At 62.3% G+C, this 16,035-nt stretch carries 14 protein-coding genes; 6 read left to right on the top strand and 8 right to left on the bottom strand.

The window, feature by feature from the left end; genetic code table 11:
- Positions 1-14 precede the first annotated feature (14 nt).
- The gene (locus tag ABWI03_RS13640; RefSeq protein WP_124566379.1) at positions 15-791 is read left to right on the top strand and encodes an esterase/lipase family protein; all 777 of its coding nucleotides are present in this window, start codon (positions 15-17) and stop codon (positions 789-791) included.
- Between the two features lie 4 nt (positions 792-795).
- Here the strand turns inward: ABWI03_RS13640 and ABWI03_RS13635 are convergent, their stop codons facing one another.
- From ABWI03_RS13635 to ABWI03_RS13620, 4 genes are read right to left on the bottom strand one after another with little or no spacing between them, the layout of a single operon-like run.
- Positions 796-1,440, bottom strand: a complete 645-nt coding sequence (locus ABWI03_RS13635) for a GntR family transcriptional regulator (RefSeq protein WP_166809741.1) — start codon at positions 1,438-1,440, stop codon at positions 796-798.
- Positions 1,441-1,487: 47 nt separating this feature from the next.
- Entirely contained in the window at positions 1,488-2,558 is a 1,071-nt protein-coding gene (locus ABWI03_RS13630; protein WP_353798737.1) for an isopenicillin N synthase family dioxygenase, read from the bottom strand.
- Positions 2,555-3,460 carry an ABC transporter permease gene (locus ABWI03_RS13625; protein WP_283377016.1) on the bottom strand — a complete coding sequence of 302 codons (906 nt, stop codon included), beginning with the start codon at positions 3,458-3,460 and terminating at the stop codon, positions 2,555-2,557. Before ABWI03_RS13625 ends, ABWI03_RS13630 begins: the two co-directional genes overlap by 4 nt.
- Positions 3,457-4,239: an ABC transporter ATP-binding protein gene (locus tag ABWI03_RS13620; protein WP_166809738.1), complete on the bottom strand. Its 783-nt coding sequence runs from the start codon at positions 4,237-4,239 to the stop codon at positions 3,457-3,459. The genes ABWI03_RS13625 and ABWI03_RS13620 overlap by 4 nt, the downstream gene beginning before the upstream one ends.
- Positions 4,240-4,508: 269 nt before the next feature.
- Here ABWI03_RS13620 and ABWI03_RS13615 point away from each other — a divergent pair, with 269 nt between their 5' ends.
- The 3 genes from ABWI03_RS13615 to ABWI03_RS13605 are packed head-to-tail and all read left to right on the top strand — an operon-like array spanning position 4,509 to position 8,043.
- Positions 4,509-5,681: a nitrate ABC transporter substrate-binding protein gene (locus ABWI03_RS13615; RefSeq protein ID WP_298778746.1), complete on the top strand. Its 1,173-nt coding sequence runs from the start codon at positions 4,509-4,511 to the stop codon at positions 5,679-5,681.
- Between the two features lie 15 nt (positions 5,682-5,696).
- On the top strand, positions 5,697-6,674 hold the full coding sequence (locus ABWI03_RS13610; RefSeq protein WP_003942293.1) for an isopenicillin N synthase family dioxygenase: 978 nt from the start codon (positions 5,697-5,699) through the stop codon (positions 6,672-6,674).
- A gap of 40 nt (positions 6,675-6,714) precedes the next feature.
- Entirely contained in the window at positions 6,715-8,043 is a 1,329-nt protein-coding gene (locus tag ABWI03_RS13605; protein WP_124566375.1) for an amidohydrolase family protein, read from the top strand.
- 6 nt (positions 8,044-8,049) lie between these two features.
- Here ABWI03_RS13605 and ABWI03_RS13600 read toward each other — a convergent pair whose 3' ends face one another.
- From ABWI03_RS13600 to ABWI03_RS13590, 3 genes are all read right to left on the bottom strand, one after another.
- Positions 8,050-9,684 (bottom strand): acyl-CoA synthetase, encoded by a 1,635-nt coding sequence (locus ABWI03_RS13600; RefSeq protein WP_298778045.1) that lies wholly within the window; start codon positions 9,682-9,684, stop codon positions 8,050-8,052.
- A gap of 173 nt (positions 9,685-9,857) precedes the next feature.
- Positions 9,858-11,063, bottom strand: coding sequence for an acyl-CoA dehydrogenase family protein (locus ABWI03_RS13595; RefSeq protein ID WP_003942363.1), 1,206 nt, complete (start codon positions 11,061-11,063; stop codon positions 9,858-9,860).
- 27 nt (positions 11,064-11,090) lie between these two features.
- Entirely contained in the window at positions 11,091-12,539 is a 1,449-nt protein-coding gene (locus ABWI03_RS13590; protein WP_124566575.1) for an acyl-CoA dehydrogenase family protein, read from the bottom strand.
- Positions 12,540-12,642: 103 nt separating this feature from the next.
- Between ABWI03_RS13590 and ABWI03_RS13585 the strand changes: the two genes are divergently transcribed.
- Together ABWI03_RS13585 and ABWI03_RS13580 are read left to right on the top strand one after the other, a co-directional pair.
- Complete coding sequence (locus ABWI03_RS13585; protein WP_298778041.1) at positions 12,643-13,788, top strand: sensor histidine kinase; 1,146 nt, start codon at positions 12,643-12,645, stop codon at positions 13,786-13,788.
- Complete coding sequence (locus ABWI03_RS13580; RefSeq protein ID WP_298778038.1) at positions 13,785-14,423, top strand: response regulator; 639 nt, start codon at positions 13,785-13,787, stop codon at positions 14,421-14,423. Before ABWI03_RS13585 ends, ABWI03_RS13580 begins: the two co-directional genes overlap by 4 nt.
- Here the strand turns inward: ABWI03_RS13580 and ABWI03_RS13575 are convergent.
- Positions 14,417-15,955: a multicopper oxidase family protein gene (locus ABWI03_RS13575; RefSeq protein ID WP_298778035.1), complete on the bottom strand. Its 1,539-nt coding sequence runs from the start codon at positions 15,953-15,955 to the stop codon at positions 14,417-14,419. The genes ABWI03_RS13580 and ABWI03_RS13575 overlap by 7 nt on opposite strands.
- Positions 15,956-16,035 lie beyond the last annotated feature (80 nt).

Here is a 16,035-nt window from a genome sequence, read left to right as displayed (position 1 = left end):
CGTAGGGTTGCGACGTGCGATTTTCGACGGTGCCCGTGTCTTCGGCAGTGACCGCTTTTCTCGTGACGGCTGCGTTGGTGCTCTCTGGTGGCATTGCCACCGCCGGTGGAGGGGGCGCGACAGGGAAACGCGTGGTCTTCATCGTTCCGGGCCAGCAGCTGTACAGCTCAGGCGAGGCACATCAGGCGCCTTACCGCGCCCTCGACGGGGCACTGAAGGATGCGGGCTACGAGACGCACTTCGTCGATGCTCCCGGCAAAACGATTGCCGCAGATGCCGAACTGATCGCCGAGGCGATTCGTACCTACGCCGCTGACGCCACATATGTCGGCGTGGTCGCGCACAGCGCCGGCGGACTGAGTGCCCGGTACTACGCGAAGTTCCTCGGTGGCTCCGACACCGTGGATTCATTGGTCGCTATCGGAGCGCCGCAATACGGCAGCCCCGGTGGCTGCGTGCAAGGCCCTGTCGACGGTTACGACACCTGCATGTTCTCCGAGGTTCTGACCAAGCTGAACTCAGGTGAGGACACTCCTGGTTCCGCCTACTATTCGGTGGTACAGAGCTCGGGTGAGTGGGCGGACGGTCGGTTGGACGGGGGCCAGTGCCGGGTGTACATCGATGGCGTTCCCGGTGCCGGAACCGGAGCAGACCACCTCACCGAACTCGAGCATCCAGAGGTGCTCTCGGGAACGATCAGTGCGCTGGGACGCGACTGTGTCGGTTCGTTCGTGGACGAGAGCGACGGCGACATCGCCTGGCCGGACACGTTGTTCCCGTCATTTCGGTGAGGCTTCAGGTCCGGGTTGTTCGGACGAGTAGCCCGGCTACGTGTGCGCTCGCGGCAGTTCTGGCTCCCAAGGCGTCACCCGATTCGATGGCCGCGACTATACGAGCGTGCTCGGTGACAGCGATCCGCCGATTGAGCTCGAGGCTCCACATGTCCGAACGGAAGAGATGTGATTGTCCGTCCAGGCGGTGAAGGGCTTCACTGAGCGGGTGATTGCACGCAGTCTCACGAATCAAGGTGTGGAACTCGAGGTCCAGCTTCGAATCCCGACGCTGATCCGGCGGGCTCTCGAGAAGTTCGCGTTGCACCTGCACCATCTTGTTCAGCTGTGACACGGTTTCGTGGGTGGCATTGGCTGTCGCGTGCAATGCCGCGAGACCGTCGAGAACCTCACGCACCTCGAAGACCGCGCGCAGCGACTCTGCGTCCAGTGAATCAACTTTTGCACCCGCATTTCGGGTGTGGACGGCGATGCCCTCGTAGATCAACTGCTGCACGGCCTCGCGGACCGGCGTTCGACTGACATTGAGTTTGCTCGCCAGTGCGGGAACACTCAGTGGTGTCCCCGGCGCCAACTCTCCCGAAAAGATCAGTTCGCGAAGCGTTTCGTGCACGGACTCGGTGAGTAAAGCTCGTTCGGTGGTGGTCATCTTGTCCTCATTTCGATCCTGCACGATCTCGACCGTACCCGGGAGCGCTATCCAGCGGCGCGCACTCGGTCAGCGCTGCGACCGTCGACCTCGGACTTCATCGCGCCTTTCAGTCCGGCCACTTTGGCCGCGATGTTCTCAGCGATCGTGATCGGTGGGTATCCCACTTCGCCCGGTGCGAGAGTCCCTGGCAGTGCTTCGATGACGGCGTCGTGGTTTCCGTCGAAAAAGAATGCAGCAGAGCGACGTCGGATGATCTGACCATCGACGACAGGTGGATCGACTCGGTGCACCGTCGAGCGCCATCGGTCGTTCGTCCAGCGTGCCATCGCGTCGCCGAGGTTGATCAAGAGTGCGCCGTCGGCAGGTTGGACGTCGTGCCATACGCCATCGGCACTCAGAACTTGAAGGCCCGGAACTTGATCTGCCCACAGGATGGTCAAGATTCCGAAGTCGGTGTGAGCGCCCATTCCCGTCATGTCGCCGGAGATGCGGATCTCACCCTCGGGCAGTGCGTAGTTGTTCATCTTCATCGCGTCGATCGAATGGTCGAGCATCGAATCGAAGTACCCGGGCTGCAATCCGAGGGCGTCGGTAAAGGCGCACATCAGGATTCGTGCCAAGCCCTGTGCATGACGGAAATACTCTTCGATGGCCGGTCGGAATCCGGGCGCGGCCACGGGCCAGGTGTTGGCGGCGTAGCTGGACTCGGGCAGGTCGACGCCCGGATAGTCGCTCACCTGCGTGCCCACGACTATCGCTTCGTAGAAATCGTTCATCTGGTTTGCAGAGGCGACGCCCAGGCTCATGCTGAGTGATTCCGACTTCGGTGGTGAGTAGCCACGGTTCTCGGACGAGGGACGGCGATAGTTGTTCTTCACCGTCAGTGGGAGAGCAAAGAACTCGTCGAGTGCGTCGGCCAGTCCGTCGGTCGCCGATCGTGGAATGCCGTGTCCGACAATCTGTATGAATCCGACCTCCCGGCACGCTCGATCGAGTTGGGCTGCGACCTCCGCGCAGGCAGTGCTGTTGGTTGCGTTCGCAACCGCTGCCTCGCCGCGGCGGTACGGGGTGATATCGATCGTAGGAATGTCGAAGACAGGAATTTCGTGGGTCATTTAAAGTCCTTGCGGCCGGACGTGTGCCACTTGCCGACGAGCACACGTGAGAGGAATCCAAAGGCAGAGAAGACGAGGACGCCGAACACCGACGCGATCACGATCGCGGCGATCAGATCCTCGGACTGAAGGCGGCTTCGGTAGACGTCGAGCAGGGTTCCGATCCCGGGTTGTCCTTTGGCGAAGAACATGTCGCCGATGATGGCACCGACCACAACGAGGCCGGAGGCGGTGCGAATGCCGGTGAGAATGGCCGGCATTGCCGCTCGCAGTTCGAGTTTCACCAGTCGATCCCACCGTGACGCTCGTCCGAGGGTGAAGAGTTCGTGCAATCCGCGATCGACCGACTGTAATCCGAAGTGTGTGTTGGTGATGATCGGGAAGGCTGCGATGAGAACACACACCAGAGTACGAGCGGTCATGCCGTAGCCGAACCAGAGGCCGATGAGGGGCACGATGGCAAGGATGGGAATGACTTGCAGAACAACGGCGTACGGATAGACGATCCGCTCGATCCACTTGGCTTGGCTCATCAACACGCCGGTTCCGACGCCGACTGCCACTGCGACGACGAAGCCGACCAGTGCAACCTGCGCCGTCACGGCGAGGGCTTCGAGCATGGGAGAGAGATGTTTCCAGTCGAGCAGCGACTTGGTCAGCACCTGACTCGGGGGCGGGAGGAGAAACCGGCGTTCGGGGGAGAGGACAAGGTAGCTGACGATCGACCACGCTGCGACCGCGCCTGCAAGTGAGAGCAACGGATAGAGCACCAGGGCGCCGAGCGCTCTCATTCGAGAGGACCGTCGAGGCTGTACCTCGGCTTGGCTCGTTGTCGCAGAATCGGGGCGAACAACGGTAGGGCGTGTGGCGTTTTCTCGTTGAACTGCAAGAACTTCGGTCATCGTAGGCTCCCGTGCAGACTGGCCGAGATCTCGGCGACGTATTCGGTGTATCGGGCGTCGTAGCGCAGTTCCGGGCTACGCGGGTACGGGAAATCGATGTCCACGACCGAATGGATTCGTCCAGGCCGGGCGGTCATGACGACCACCTTGTTTGCGAGGTAGACGGCCTCGGATACCGAGTGCGTGATGAACATCGAGGTGAACCCCTTGTCGGTGTAGAGCCTTTGGAGCTCTACCTGCATCTCCAGTCGTGTCATTTCGTCGAGCGCACCAAAAGGTTCGTCGAGCAGCATCACAGCAGGTGCGAGAGTGAGCGCTCGCGCCAAAGAGACGCGCATCTTCATTCCGCCTGACAACGCGTTGGGCAGTTGTTTCGCGAAGTCCACCAGGCCCACTGCGCGAATTGCCTCGTCGGCTCGCAATTTTCGCGCTGCTTTGTCGCCGCCACCGAGTTCGGCGGATAGTTCGACGTTGGCCTGCACGGTTCGCCAGGGGAGGAGAGTCGGCTCCTGGAAGATGAAGCCAACTGATTCGGTGTCGAGGGCAACCGCTCCGCCGGTCGGTCGCTCGAGGCCGGCCGCCATGCGCAACAAAGTCGACTTGCCACAGCCGGAGGGCCCGACCACGGCGACGAAGTCTCCTCGCTCCACGTCCAGATCGATGCCGTCCAGCGCGACAGTGCCGGTATCGAACTTCTTGACGACGTCGGAAAAGACCATCTGCATCGGCGCGGTGAGCTTGCGAGCGTCGGCATCCTGCATCGTGTTCGCGAGTTCCATCTGAGCCTCCGGTTCGATAATGCATGCAAAAGTTCTTCAAGTTGTAGGAACTATCTTGAATTGCATGTATGTCGCCTAGATTGCTGAATGTAAATGTGAGGTGACATTGCAGGTGAAGGTCGAACTACGGCGTGCGTTACCTGATGGAAACAACAAGTGCATTGCATGTAATCCAAGTGCTGCAGAGTGTGCTCATCGGATCACCCTGCTTGGTTCGCCCACATCCCAATTGTTTTCACGAAGGAGACGCTGTGTGTTCAAACCGCAAGATGCATTCCAATCGCAGAAGTGTGGGAGCGGCGGGCGCGGCACTGGCCTTGTGTGCAGCCATCGGATTGACTGCGTGCAGCTCCAGTGAAGCTGAGACGGCCAAGGCTGAATCTCTCGAACCAGCTGCTGAGGCTCAGAACCTGGCGGGTCTCTGTCCGGAAAACGTTGTGGTTCAACTCCAATGGCAGCCACAGTCGGATATGGGAGCGCTCTTCGAGATGCTCGGTCCCGGCTATTCGGTCGACACCGACGACAAGTCCGTCAGTGGGACTCTCGTCGCCGGAGGGAAGGACACCGGAGTCGGCCTGACCTTGCGGGCCGGGGGACCGGCAATCGGGTTCCAATCCGTCAGCTCCCAGATGTACGTCGACGATTCCATCACTCTCGGCTTGGTGCACGGCGATCAGGTGATCGCGGCCGCGGCAAGTCAGCCCGTTGTTGCCGTCACGCCATTGCTCAAATACAGTCCGGCAATCCTCATGTGGGACAAAGAGTCTCATCCGGACTGGACGAGCGTTGCCGATATCGGCAAGTCCGACGCGAGTGTCGTCGTTTCCAAAGAGCAACTCTTTCCGCAGTGGCTGGTCGCGAAAGGACTACTGAAGCAGTCCCAGCTCGACACCAGCTACGACGGAGCCCCCTCACGATTTGTTGGTGACCCGACCATCGCTCAGCAAGGATTCGCGAATTCGGAACCGTACACGTACGAGAAGGAGACGCCGGCGTGGGAGAAGCCGGTTTCCTATGACCTGCTGAAAGATTCGGGTTTCGACATCTACGCGTCCAATGTTTCCGTTCGTGCCGACAAGGTCGAGACACTCTCGCCGTGTTTGAGCAAGCTGGTTCCGATCATTCAGCAGGCCACCGCGGACTACATCACTGCGCCGGATACGGCGAATGCTGCCATTGTCGACGTCGTCTCGCAGGACGTGTCGTTCTCTCCCTACACCGAGGGTGAAGCAGCGTTCAGTGCCCAGCTCCTGAAAGAGAAAGGCCTGATCGCGAACGAGGCAGACGGATCTGTCGGCACGTTCGACATGACGCGAGTCGCCCACACCGTCGAAGAACTGAAGCCCATCCTGAACTCCGGGGGTGCGGCGATACCGCAGTCAGTGACTGCTGAAGAGATATACACCGACAAATTCACCGATCGGTCCATCGGAATCCGCTGAAGGAGCTGACAGCAAATGACGTACGACATGACAGAACTCAACCGCGAGACTCGCATGGGTGGCCTGGGCACGGAGACCACCGACCGCGAGGTCCGAAGAATCGATCTCTCGGATTTCGAGAACCGGCGAAGCGAGATCGCCGAGGAGTTGTGGTCGGCAGCGACCGACATCGGATTCTTCCAAATCGTCAATCACGGAATCGATCTGGACCAGGTCCGCGAGGCTTTCGCGGCGGCCGAGCGATTCTTTGCACTGCCCACTGAGGTCAAAGCGCAGTATCCGCTCAAGAAGGGTTTCAACTCCGGCTGGGAGAGCATGACGCAGGTGCGTCCCTCCATCGGAACACCTGATCAGAAAGAGTCCTACCAGGTGACCCGCCCGCATATGGGTGATCTGTGGCCCACTGCAGACGAATTGGGCGGATTCCGCGAAACGATCCTGGACTTCGAAGCCAAGTGCTGGGGCATTGCGATGGACCTGCTCTCGTGCTTCGCCGAGAAGCTGGGATTCGAACGAGACTTCTTCACCAGGGCACATGACCCGTCCGTGGACACCTACCAGAGCACACTGCGACTACTCCACTACTTCCCCCTTGCCGCCGACGCAGATGTCGAAGGGATGTGGCGTGCCGGAGCACACACCGATTTCGATTGCCTGACATTGCTTTTCCAGCGTGACGGTCAGGGCGGGTTGCAACTGTGCCCGGGCAAGGAGATGGACACCCAGGAATGGACGTCGGTGGTGCCGGCCGAGGAAGCGATCACCTGCAACATCGGCGACATGCTGATGAGATGGAGTGATGACGTCCTGCCGTCGAATTTTCATCGAGTCAAGAGTCCCGGAGTCACCGACTATCGGGGAGCCCGCTACAGCCTCGCGTTCTTCGCTCAGGCGAACCGCGACGTGACCATCGAGGGCCCAGCGGGTAAGTACCCGCCGATCACTGCCGAGGACTACATCGACCAGCGAGTACGCGCGAACTTCGCGCGTTGATCCGTATCCGTTCCGTCACACACTTTCAGGAGAACTGGCGATGACTACCGCGCCCAAGAACATGACCGACGCGATCATCCGGGACGTGACGTTGTACAGCGGCGGGCAATGGCTGACCGGCCGTGACGTCGTCGTCTCGAATGGGGTGGTCGAATCGATCGAGAAGTCGACCGGCACTGCCACACCTGGAAGTGTGGACGGATCGGGGGCGTATCTGATCCCTGGGTTCGTCAACACCCATACGCACCTTCAGCAGTCACTGATGCGTGGCATAGCCGAAGGGACACCGCTTCTCGAATGGCTACTCGCGGTCGCAGAAGAGTCGGTTCAGATCACGCCGGAGCGCGCATACGCGGCATCTGTCGCAGCCTCGCTGGAGGCATTGCGCAGCGGTACGACGACCCTGGTCGAACACATGTGGCCGCACCCGTCCAGCGAGGTTCACGATGCCGTGATCCGGGCGTTGCACGACACCGGAATTCGAGCCGTGCTTGGACGCGGAACCGCAGACCGGGCGGACAAGACGAGGAAGTGGGGCTTCGATCCGCGGCTCATGCAACCACTCGGAGATGTTCTCGCACATACGGATCAGATGATGCGCGACGTTGCCGGTTCCCGCGTCGACGTGGCGGTCGCGGTACCGAACCCGCGTTCGCTGACCCCGGAGGGGATGTCGGAAGTGCGTGAGTTCGCGCAGGCTCGCGACCTGACGGTCTCGATTCACCTGCTCGAGACGCAGACCGACAACACGATGTGTACCGAACACGCGGGCGTGAACGCGGTCGACTACCTGGATTCCCATGGGTTTTTGTGGGACCGGGTGCTGGCGGTCCACTGCGTCGAACTAGACGACCGTGGTCAGAAGGTACTGGCGGAGCGCGGCGTCGGAGTGTCGTACAACCCCGTCAGCAACATGCGCCTCGGTAGCGGAATCGCGCCCGTCCCGAGTTTCCTCGACGCGGGGATCGCGGTGGGGTTGGGTGTGGACGGCGCAGCCAGCAACGACACTCAGGACATGCTCGAGACGCTGCGCACCGGTGCCTATGTCCAGCGAGCCGCGCGCGGCCGCGCCGACCTGTTCGGCTTCGAGGCCATGATCGACATCGCATCCGGCGGTGCAAACGCAGCACTCGGTCTGCCGGCCAGGTCTGGCGGGATCTCCGTGGGCGATCCCGCCGACCTCACCATGATTCGGTTCGAACGTGACTTCGGCTGCCTCCCGGTGCGAGATCCGGGCGCGTCCATTCTCACGACGGGCAGTCGTCAGATCGTGGACACGGTGTTCGTTGCGGGGGAGGTCGTGCTCCGCGACGGGCACTCCACGCGCGTCGACGAGGCGGAATTGATACGGACGCTCAGCGCGATGTGACCGTGCTCAGCCTTCGCTGATCTCCATCTCGATCAGGACGCGGCGCAACAGCTTTCCGGTGGCGTTGCGGGGAAGCTCGTCGATGAAGACGATCTCGCGGGGAACCTTGTAGCGCGCCAGATTCGACCGGACGTGATCCTTCAATTCCTCGGAGTTCTGGTCGGCGCCGTGAGCGACGACGACAAACGCTCGCAGGCGGTGACCGAAGTCGGCGTCCTCGACACCGATGACTGCCGCCTCCAGGACGTCCTCGCGGTCGGCGAGCAGGTTCTCGACTTCGAGTGGGTACACGTTCTCGCCACCGGAGACGATCATGTCGTCGTCGCGGCCGTCGACGAAGAGGAGGCCGTTGGCGTCGAAATGTCCGACGTCGCCGGTCGAGAGGAGTCCGTCGATACGTTCCTTGTCACGCCCGTCGGTGTATCCCTCGAAGCTCAGTCCGCTCGCGACGAAGATCCTGCCGATCGTGTGTGGGGTGGTGATCTTCTTGTTGTTCTCGTCGAACAGTTCGACGTGGCACGTCACCGGGGCTCGACCGGCGGTTCCCGGAGCGATGGTCAGATCCTCGGGTGTTGCGACCGTGGCCACTGCGACCTCGGTGGATCCGTACAGGTTGTAGAGGACGTACCCGAACGAGGCCGTGACTCGCTTGCACAGGTCGGGTGAGAGTGACGACCCTGCCGAGAAGATGATCTTCAGGTTCGACGTGTCGTACTGGGACAGCACTTCGGGGCCGAGGTCGATGATGCGAGTGAGCATCGTCGGGACCACGACCAGACTGTCGCACTTGTACTGGGCGACAAGCTTGATCGTGTTCTCCGGATCGAACTTTCGATGCATGACGACGGTCTGGCCGAGTGCCAATGCGAGAGCGAACTGCGAGACGCCGGTTCCGTGGAAGGCGGGGGCCGCCATCATCATGGTTTGTTCGCGGCGCAACGGCACGCGGTCGAGGAATTGCGCCGACGCGAGAGGGGAGGTGTGGCCACGCGGCGCACCCTTGGGAGTTCCCGTAGTCCCGCTGGTGAGGAGGACGAAACCACCGTTCTTCTCGGGTGCCGGCACCGACGACGTGGTGCGTCCGGCGATGGCCTCGTCGAGAGTCGCTGCCGTGGAACCGTCAGCGGCCGTGCCCTCTGGCCAGGAACGATAGACGACGACGTCGTCCGGCAAGGCATCGGCGATGTCCGCGAACTCGTCGTCGTAGACGAAGGCGACCACCTTCTCCCGCGCGGCGACGTCCACGAGTTGGGGCCGTGCGAAGCCCGTGTTCATGAGAACGAGCTTTGTTCCGTTCTTCGCTGCCGCCAGCATGGTCAGGACCAAGCCTCGATGGTTACGGCACATCGCACCCATGACGGAGTCGGACGTGATGCCGTCGGCCTGCCACGCCCGGACCAACGCGTTGCTCTGACGCTCGAGCTCGGCATAGGTGATGGGTCCGCGTTCGTCGATGATCGCCACCGCGTCGTAGCCGCTCTCGGCGTGTGCATGGACCGGCCCGGCAAAGGGTCCGTACTTGTCCACGGCTGCAATGGATTTGAGCCCGCGATCGAGGCGAGGGAACGGGACGAGTCCGGCTCGGATCATGACCCCCGCCGCGCCGATGGTGTCAGTGACCTTGGTGACCAATCCGGGCATACGTGAACCTCTTCCGAGCGTCGTTGTAGGACTGATTACACACTAATGGGCAATCAGGTTTCGGTGGTGAAGTTTCACGATGGCGACCGAGCAGTCCGCCCCGCCACCTCGAAAGGTGGCGGGGCGGAGTGTGTCGGGATCGGGTCTGTGCGACCGTCACTTCAATTCGACCGTCACTTCAGTTCGGCGGACGACTTTCCGAGCAGGCGGCGTGCGACGATCAGCTGCTGGATCTGCTGGGTGCCCTCGAAGATGTCGAGAATCTTCGAGTCGCGGCCCCACTTCTCGAGCAACGGGCGTTGCGAGTAGCCGTAGGTGCCGGCCAACTCGACTGCCTTGAGCGTCACGTCGGTGCCGGTGCGGCCGGCCTTCGCCTTGGACATGGACGCTTCGAGCGAGTTCGGCTTCTTGTTGTCCGCCATCCACGCCGCGCGCAGAGACAGCAGGTACGCGGCCTCCCAATCGGCTTCCAAACGGATGAACTCGGCTGCAGCTGCATGCTGGTTGTAGACCGGTGTGTCGTAGGAGATCTCGACACCGGCTTCGGTCAGGATGCCGCGCAGTTCTTCGAGAGCTGCGCGTCCGACGCCGACGGCCATGGCTGCAACGAGGGGCCGGGTGTTGTCGAACGTCTGCATGACGCCGGCAAAGCCCTGCTCCACGTTGACCTCCGGGCTGCCGAGGATGTTGTCCGCGGGAATGCGGCAATCCTGGAGCAGGAGTACTGCGGTGTCGGAGGCCTTGATGCCCAGCTTGTGCTCGAGACGAGCAACGCTCAGGCCCGGTGCGTCACGCGGAACGACGAACGACTTGATGGCCGCTCGACCCTTCGACTTGTCGACCGACGCCCACACGACGATGTGCGTCGAACGCTCACCGGCGGTGACGAAGATCTTCTCGCCGTTGAGAACCCACTCGTCGCCGTCGAGAACGGCGGTGGTGGTCACTGCGGCGGAGTCGGAACCGAAACTCGGTTCGGTGATGGCCATCGACGCCCACACCTTGCCGAAACGTTCGAGCTGTTCGTCGGTGGACACTGCGGCGATCGCGGCGTTGCCGAGCCCCTGGTAGGGGATCGAGAGCATGAGTCCTACGTCGCCCCAAGATGTTTCGAGCGAGTTGAGGAGCGCAGACATGTTGCCGCCGTTGGCGTTGCCGCCCTTGGCGCTCGCGTCTGACCGTCCGCCACTGGCACCGCCGATGTCTCCACCGGAATCGGAGAGACCTTCGACCATGGCGGCCATGGTGTCGAGCTCGACGGGGTACTCGTGCTCAGCAAGATCGTACTTACGTGAGATGGGTCGGAAGATCTGCGCCGCGACCTGATGTGCCTGGTTCGCTGATGCTTTGAGCTTCTTGGGAAGTTCGAGGTTGATCATCGTGGTTCTCCTGGAAGTTCAGCGGCGTCAGATGAGGACGATGCCCTCGGCAACGCCGATGGCACGGAGGTCGCGGTACCAGCGCTCGACCGGGTGTTCCTTGGTGAACCCGTGTCCACCGAGGAGTTGCACACCGTCGAGGCCGATCTGCATGCCCTTCTCGGAAGCCAGCTTCCGGGCCAGAGCGGATTCGCGAGCGAAGGACAAGCCCTGCTCGGCGCGGGAAGCGCCGCGAAGCGTGACCAGACGCAGTCCGTCGAGTTCGATGCCGATGTTCGCGACCATGAAGGCCACGGCCTGGCGGTGGCTGATCGGCTCGCCGAACGCTTCGCGCTCGTTGACGTACGGAATCACGTAGTCGAGAACTGCCTGGCTGGTTCCGACGGCCATGGACGCCCAACCGAGGCGGGCCAGTCGAATCGCGTCGGCATACTCGGCCTTGCGCTGATCGGCATCACCGTCGCCGAGCAGTGCGGACTCCGACACGGCGACGTCGGTGAGGATCAGGCGACCCAGGCCGGCGGCGCGCAGACCCATGCTGGGATCTGCTTCGACGACGAGTCCCTTGGTGTCGGATTCGACGATGAAGAAGGACGGCTTGCCGTCGAGTTCTGCGGCGATGACGAAGAGTTCGGACGTAGCCGCGGCGGGCACCAAGCTCTTGACGCCGTTGAGCTTGTAGCCGCTGGGGGAGCGCACTGCCTTGGTCTGCAGGGCAAACGGATCGAACAGTGCGCGTGGTTCGTTGACCACCACTGCTGCGCCGGGGACCTGCTCGCCGGTGAAGGCCGGAAGGTAGGTCTTCTGCTGCGCGTCGGTGCCCCACTGCGTCAGTGCAACTGCAACGCCGCTGGGTGCGAGGATCGGAAGTGCAAGTCCCATGTCTCCGTGCGCAAGTGCTTCGGCAACAAGAGAATTCGTGACTGCGCCGCGATCGGCGGCTGCTCCGTCGAGTTCTTCGGGAACGTTGATCAGCGTGATACCGAGCTCGGCCGCGCGCTTGGAGAGATCGGCGGGGGCCTGAGCTGCGCCGTCGGCGTCGTGCGCTGCGGGACGCAGAATCTCGGCCGCGAACTCACGCACCGTCTCGACGATCATCTTCTGGTCGTCGTCCGGGGTGAGGTCGAAGTAGTCGGCGTTCTTGCTCGGGTTGTCGGGCAGGCGCTTGGGTGCACCGTTGCCCGAGACCTTCTGGAATCCGCGAGTAGCGGCACCGAGGGTTTTGAAGCCCGTCTTGGTGCCCTCGTAGGTCACGCGATCGATGGTCTGACGCAGATTGAACTTCTCGGCCAGTTCCGAACCGGTGATCTTGGTAAGCACACGCATGGCTGCGCCCATGGCGTCGCGTTTGATCGGGTTCAGGCCGACGGCGGACGTGTCGCGGGGCGCACCCTTGGCGCCGCCGCGCTGCGCGCCCGATTCGCTGCGCTGAGCGCTCTTGTCGGGGGCAACACTGTCTTGCTTGGTCATGATCACCAGCTGTTTCTCGGTGTTGGGGCGTTGGACGATTCTTATCTTACTCATCAGTAAGGTCTGTTGTCGAGAAACCGAGAAATGATGCGCGTCATAGGCTCGAGGGGTGAACCGGACAGAGGTGCCAGATCGGATACAGCGGTACGTGCGCTACGCACCGTTGGTGGTGGTCCCGTGCCTGTTGATTGCCAGCACGTATCCGGGGGAGTATCGAGTTCCCCTCACCTACTGGATTCTGTCGATGCTGTCGGCGCTCGCCTTCGCCGTCGGCCGTCGATGGCCGGTCTTCGCGTCCCTGGTCATTTCGGCGCTCGCCGTTCCGATGTTCGTCGCCGACGCCTGGGGGCTGTCCGAGCTTGTTCCGTATCTCGGGGCGGTCGCCGTCGTCGACGTCACGATGCGGGCCGAGCGTAGAGAAATGGTTGCCGTATCGGCAGCAGGATGGTGCGGTTCGGTGCTCGCGGGGATCTGGTTCGAATCTCACGAAGCGTTCTGGTCTGTCACGACGGCTGTGAAAGTGCTTGCGTACGTGGGGTTGCCACTGCTGCTCGGGCTGTATCTACGCTCGCAGCGTGAATTGGCCGCGAACAATCTTGCGCAGACCCGCGCTGCAGAGCGCAGTGCGCTCGCCCGCGAACTGCACGACCTGGTTGCGCACCACATGGCATCGATCGTCCTGAGAATCGGCGTGGCTCAACATGTCTTGGCGCCTCAGGACGAGGCCGTGCGTGAGGTCCTCGCGGATGTGCGTGGGACTGCGTCCGATGCGCTGGCCGATATCCGTCGCCTCCTGGTCGCACTTCGTGATCCTTCGCTCGGTGAGGTCGCTCTGGTCGAGCCGGATGCCGTCGAGGCGGAAATCGAGGCGGCGATAGATCGTGTGCGTGCGGCGGGTTTCGAGGTGGAAGCAGTCTTCGATGCCCAGGAGAATGTCGAGTCAGGCGCAGCCGATCTCGACGCGATCGGGAGGCTGACGTTGTTGCGGGTGATTCAGGAATCACTGACCAACGTCATGAAGCACGGCGACAAGAAGGGGCTGGTATCGGTCTCGGTCGGTCGCGAAGACAACCGGGTGCATGTCAGGGTTGTCAACGACGTCGAGGGATCGCCTCGGAGTGCAGGTCATGGCCTGGTGGGAATGCAGGAGCGTGCGGAGTTGGTCGGCGGCGAGATGACCGCCGGCACCAACAGTGACGGGAAATGGGAAGTGCACGTGAGTATTCCACTCGTTGTCTCGGGCGATGTCTCGTGATCAGCGTGCTGATCGTCGACGACCAGCGACTTGTGCGCGCCGGTTTGCGGATGCTGTGCGCGGCAGCCGAGGACATGACCGTGGCCGGTGAGGCGTCGAACGGCGTCGAGGCGGTAGCGCTCGCTGCAGAATTGGATCCCGACGTGATTCTGATGGACTTGAGAATGCCCGGGCTGGACGGGATCGGCGCCACGCAGCAGATCGTCAAGGCAGGTCGACGAGCGCGCATTCTCGTGCTGACCACCTTCGACGACGACGATCATCTGTATCCCGCGCTCGCCGCGGGGGCCTCGGGGTTTTTCGTCAAGGACACCGAACCCGCCGAGTTGCTCGGTGCCATTCGGCGAATCGCAGAGGGTGAGATGGTGTTCACTCCGGAACTTCTCCGCCGCGTTGTGGATCGAGCGGTGATCGGTGGTATCGCAGACACGGCTGTGACAGAGAAGGTTCCGCTGACCGATCGCGAATCGCAGGTCCTCGCACTGGTTGCAGAAGGGAAGAGCAATCAGGAGATCGCGGACACGCTGCATCTGGGTGTGACCACGGTGAAGACGCACGTTGCGAACCTGATGTCGAAGACCGGTTGCGACAATCGGGTTCGCCTCGCCGTGTACCACTTGCAGAATGTTCAGTGACCGGAGTGCGAACCAGAAGAAGGCATCGGCATGTCCATCGGCATGTCCATCTGCATCGGAGCCGCCTTCTGCCCCGGTTCGAGGACGAGGAATTGGCCCATCATCCCTTGGTCCTCGTGCATCAGCAGGTGGCAGTGGAACATGTACGGGAACGTGGGATCGGTGTACTCGGACCACTGCAGTGCGACGCGAATCCTGCTGCCCGGCGGTGCGTAGACGGTGTCCTTTGGTCCGCGCAAGTGCGGCGGAGGAGTGCGACCGTCGACGTCGAGGATCTGGAACTGTACGTCGTGGACATGGAAATTGTGTGGCCAGTTGTCCTTGTTGGTGATCGTCCACACCTCGGTGGCGCCGACCTCGGCGTCGAAGTCGATGCGGTTCATGTCCATTCGTTGCCCGTTGATCATGTACCACTGCAGATCGAAGGTTCGGGACACGCTTGCCTTCGACGGATCGAGACGCGGCAGGGCGGCCAACTGAGCCGGGAGACTCGACCGTGACGCGCGGCTGGCGACCCCCCGCAGCTCGATGATGTCGAAGCGGTCGTTCATGCCGAAGTTCTCTGCGTCGGAGGCGCTCACGCCGCCGCCGTCCTCGATCGGGAACGACACAAGTGTGGTCGTCGCGCCGGGGTCGACGCGAACCACGATCTCGGCTCGTTCGCCGGGGCTGAGCTGAATCCGCTTGATCGGAATCGGTGATTCGAGCAGTCCGCCGTCGGTGGCGATCAGATCGAACGTCCGGTCGTCGGGGAACCCCAGGTTGTAGAGACGGCCGGAGGAGCCGTTCAGAATGCGCAACCGGACGACCCCGGTGGTGACGTCGAGGTAGGCGTCGGAGATGCCGTTGGTGACGATCGTGTCGCCGAGCAGGCCGATGTCGGTCGGATCTGATTCGTCGAAATTGCCGTCGGCGAGGAACCGACGGTCCTGGATTATCAGCGGAACATCGTCGACACCATAGGTTTTGGGGATGTCCAATGCCCGCGTGTCGGCATCGTCGATCAGGAACAGTCCGGCGAGACCGCGCTGCACGTGCCGCTCGGTGGATCCGTGCGGGTGTGGGTGATACCAGAGCGTCGACGCCGGCTGACCGATCGTCCACGCCGGTTCCCAGCGTCCGCCGGCTTCGATGGTCTGGTGCGGGCCACCGTCGTATCTGGCGGGCAGATGCATGCCGTGCCAATGGACGGTCGTGGGCTCTGCCAGTGTGTTGTCGATCGTGAATGCGACAGATTCTCCGCGTTCGGCGCGGACGGTCGGCCCCAGAATGGATCCGTTGAAACCCCAAGTGTCGGTGAGTTTTCCCGCGACGATCTCGGTGGTTCCGGTACCGGCACGAAGTGTGAAGTGGCGAACACCTGCGTCGTCGACGGTGGATTCGGCAAGCGGCGGAATCGGTAGCGGACGCGAAGTTCCGGCCACCGCCAGCGTGACGCTCTTCGCTGCCGGGTCGGCGCCGCAGCCCACCGCGAGCCCGAGGGGCGCTGCGGCCAGACCGAACAGAATCGTGCGCCTGGAAATCCGGTTCATCGTTCTCCTGGAAGTAGTGCGTGATCAACTACTTCCAGTCAACGGGCCGAGATGTCGTGCCGAATCCTGCCGACGGGCCT

The organism is Rhodococcus baikonurensis, assembly GCF_040489275.1.
Lineage (GTDB): Bacteria > Actinomycetota > Actinomycetes > Mycobacteriales > Mycobacteriaceae > Rhodococcus_F > Rhodococcus_F baikonurensis.
Note: the sequence above shows the minus strand (reverse complement) of the source record. Positions and strands in the feature narration are given on the sequence as shown.

Bases quoted from the DNA above. Each gene is read 5' to 3' on its own strand.
- ABWI03_RS13575 (WP_298778035.1), bottom strand. From the start codon at position 15,955: ATGAACCGGATTTCCAGGCGCACGATTCTGTTCGGTCTGGCCGCAGCG.
- ABWI03_RS13615 (WP_298778746.1), top strand. From the start codon at position 4,509: ATGCATTCCAATCGCAGAAGTGTGGGAGCGGCGGGCGCGGCACTGGCC.
- ABWI03_RS13630 (WP_353798737.1), bottom strand. From the start codon at position 2,558: ATGACCCACGAAATTCCTGTCTTCGACATTCCTACGATCGATATCACC.
- ABWI03_RS13610 (WP_003942293.1), top strand. From the start codon at position 5,697: ATGACGTACGACATGACAGAACTCAACCGCGAGACTCGCATGGGTGGC.
- ABWI03_RS13625 (WP_283377016.1), bottom strand. From the start codon at position 3,460: ATGACCGAAGTTCTTGCAGTTCAACGAGAAAACGCCACACGCCCTACC.
- ABWI03_RS13600 (WP_298778045.1), bottom strand. From the start codon at position 9,684: ATGCCCGGATTGGTCACCAAGGTCACTGACACCATCGGCGCGGCGGGG.
- ABWI03_RS13620 (WP_166809738.1), bottom strand. From the start codon at position 4,239: ATGGAACTCGCGAACACGATGCAGGATGCCGACGCTCGCAAGCTCACC.
- ABWI03_RS13635 (WP_166809741.1), bottom strand. From the start codon at position 1,440: ATGACCACCACCGAACGAGCTTTACTCACCGAGTCCGTGCACGAAACG.
- ABWI03_RS13605 (WP_124566375.1), top strand. From the start codon at position 6,715: ATGACTACCGCGCCCAAGAACATGACCGACGCGATCATCCGGGACGTG.
- ABWI03_RS13595 (WP_003942363.1), bottom strand. From the start codon at position 11,063: ATGATCAACCTCGAACTTCCCAAGAAGCTCAAAGCATCAGCGAACCAG.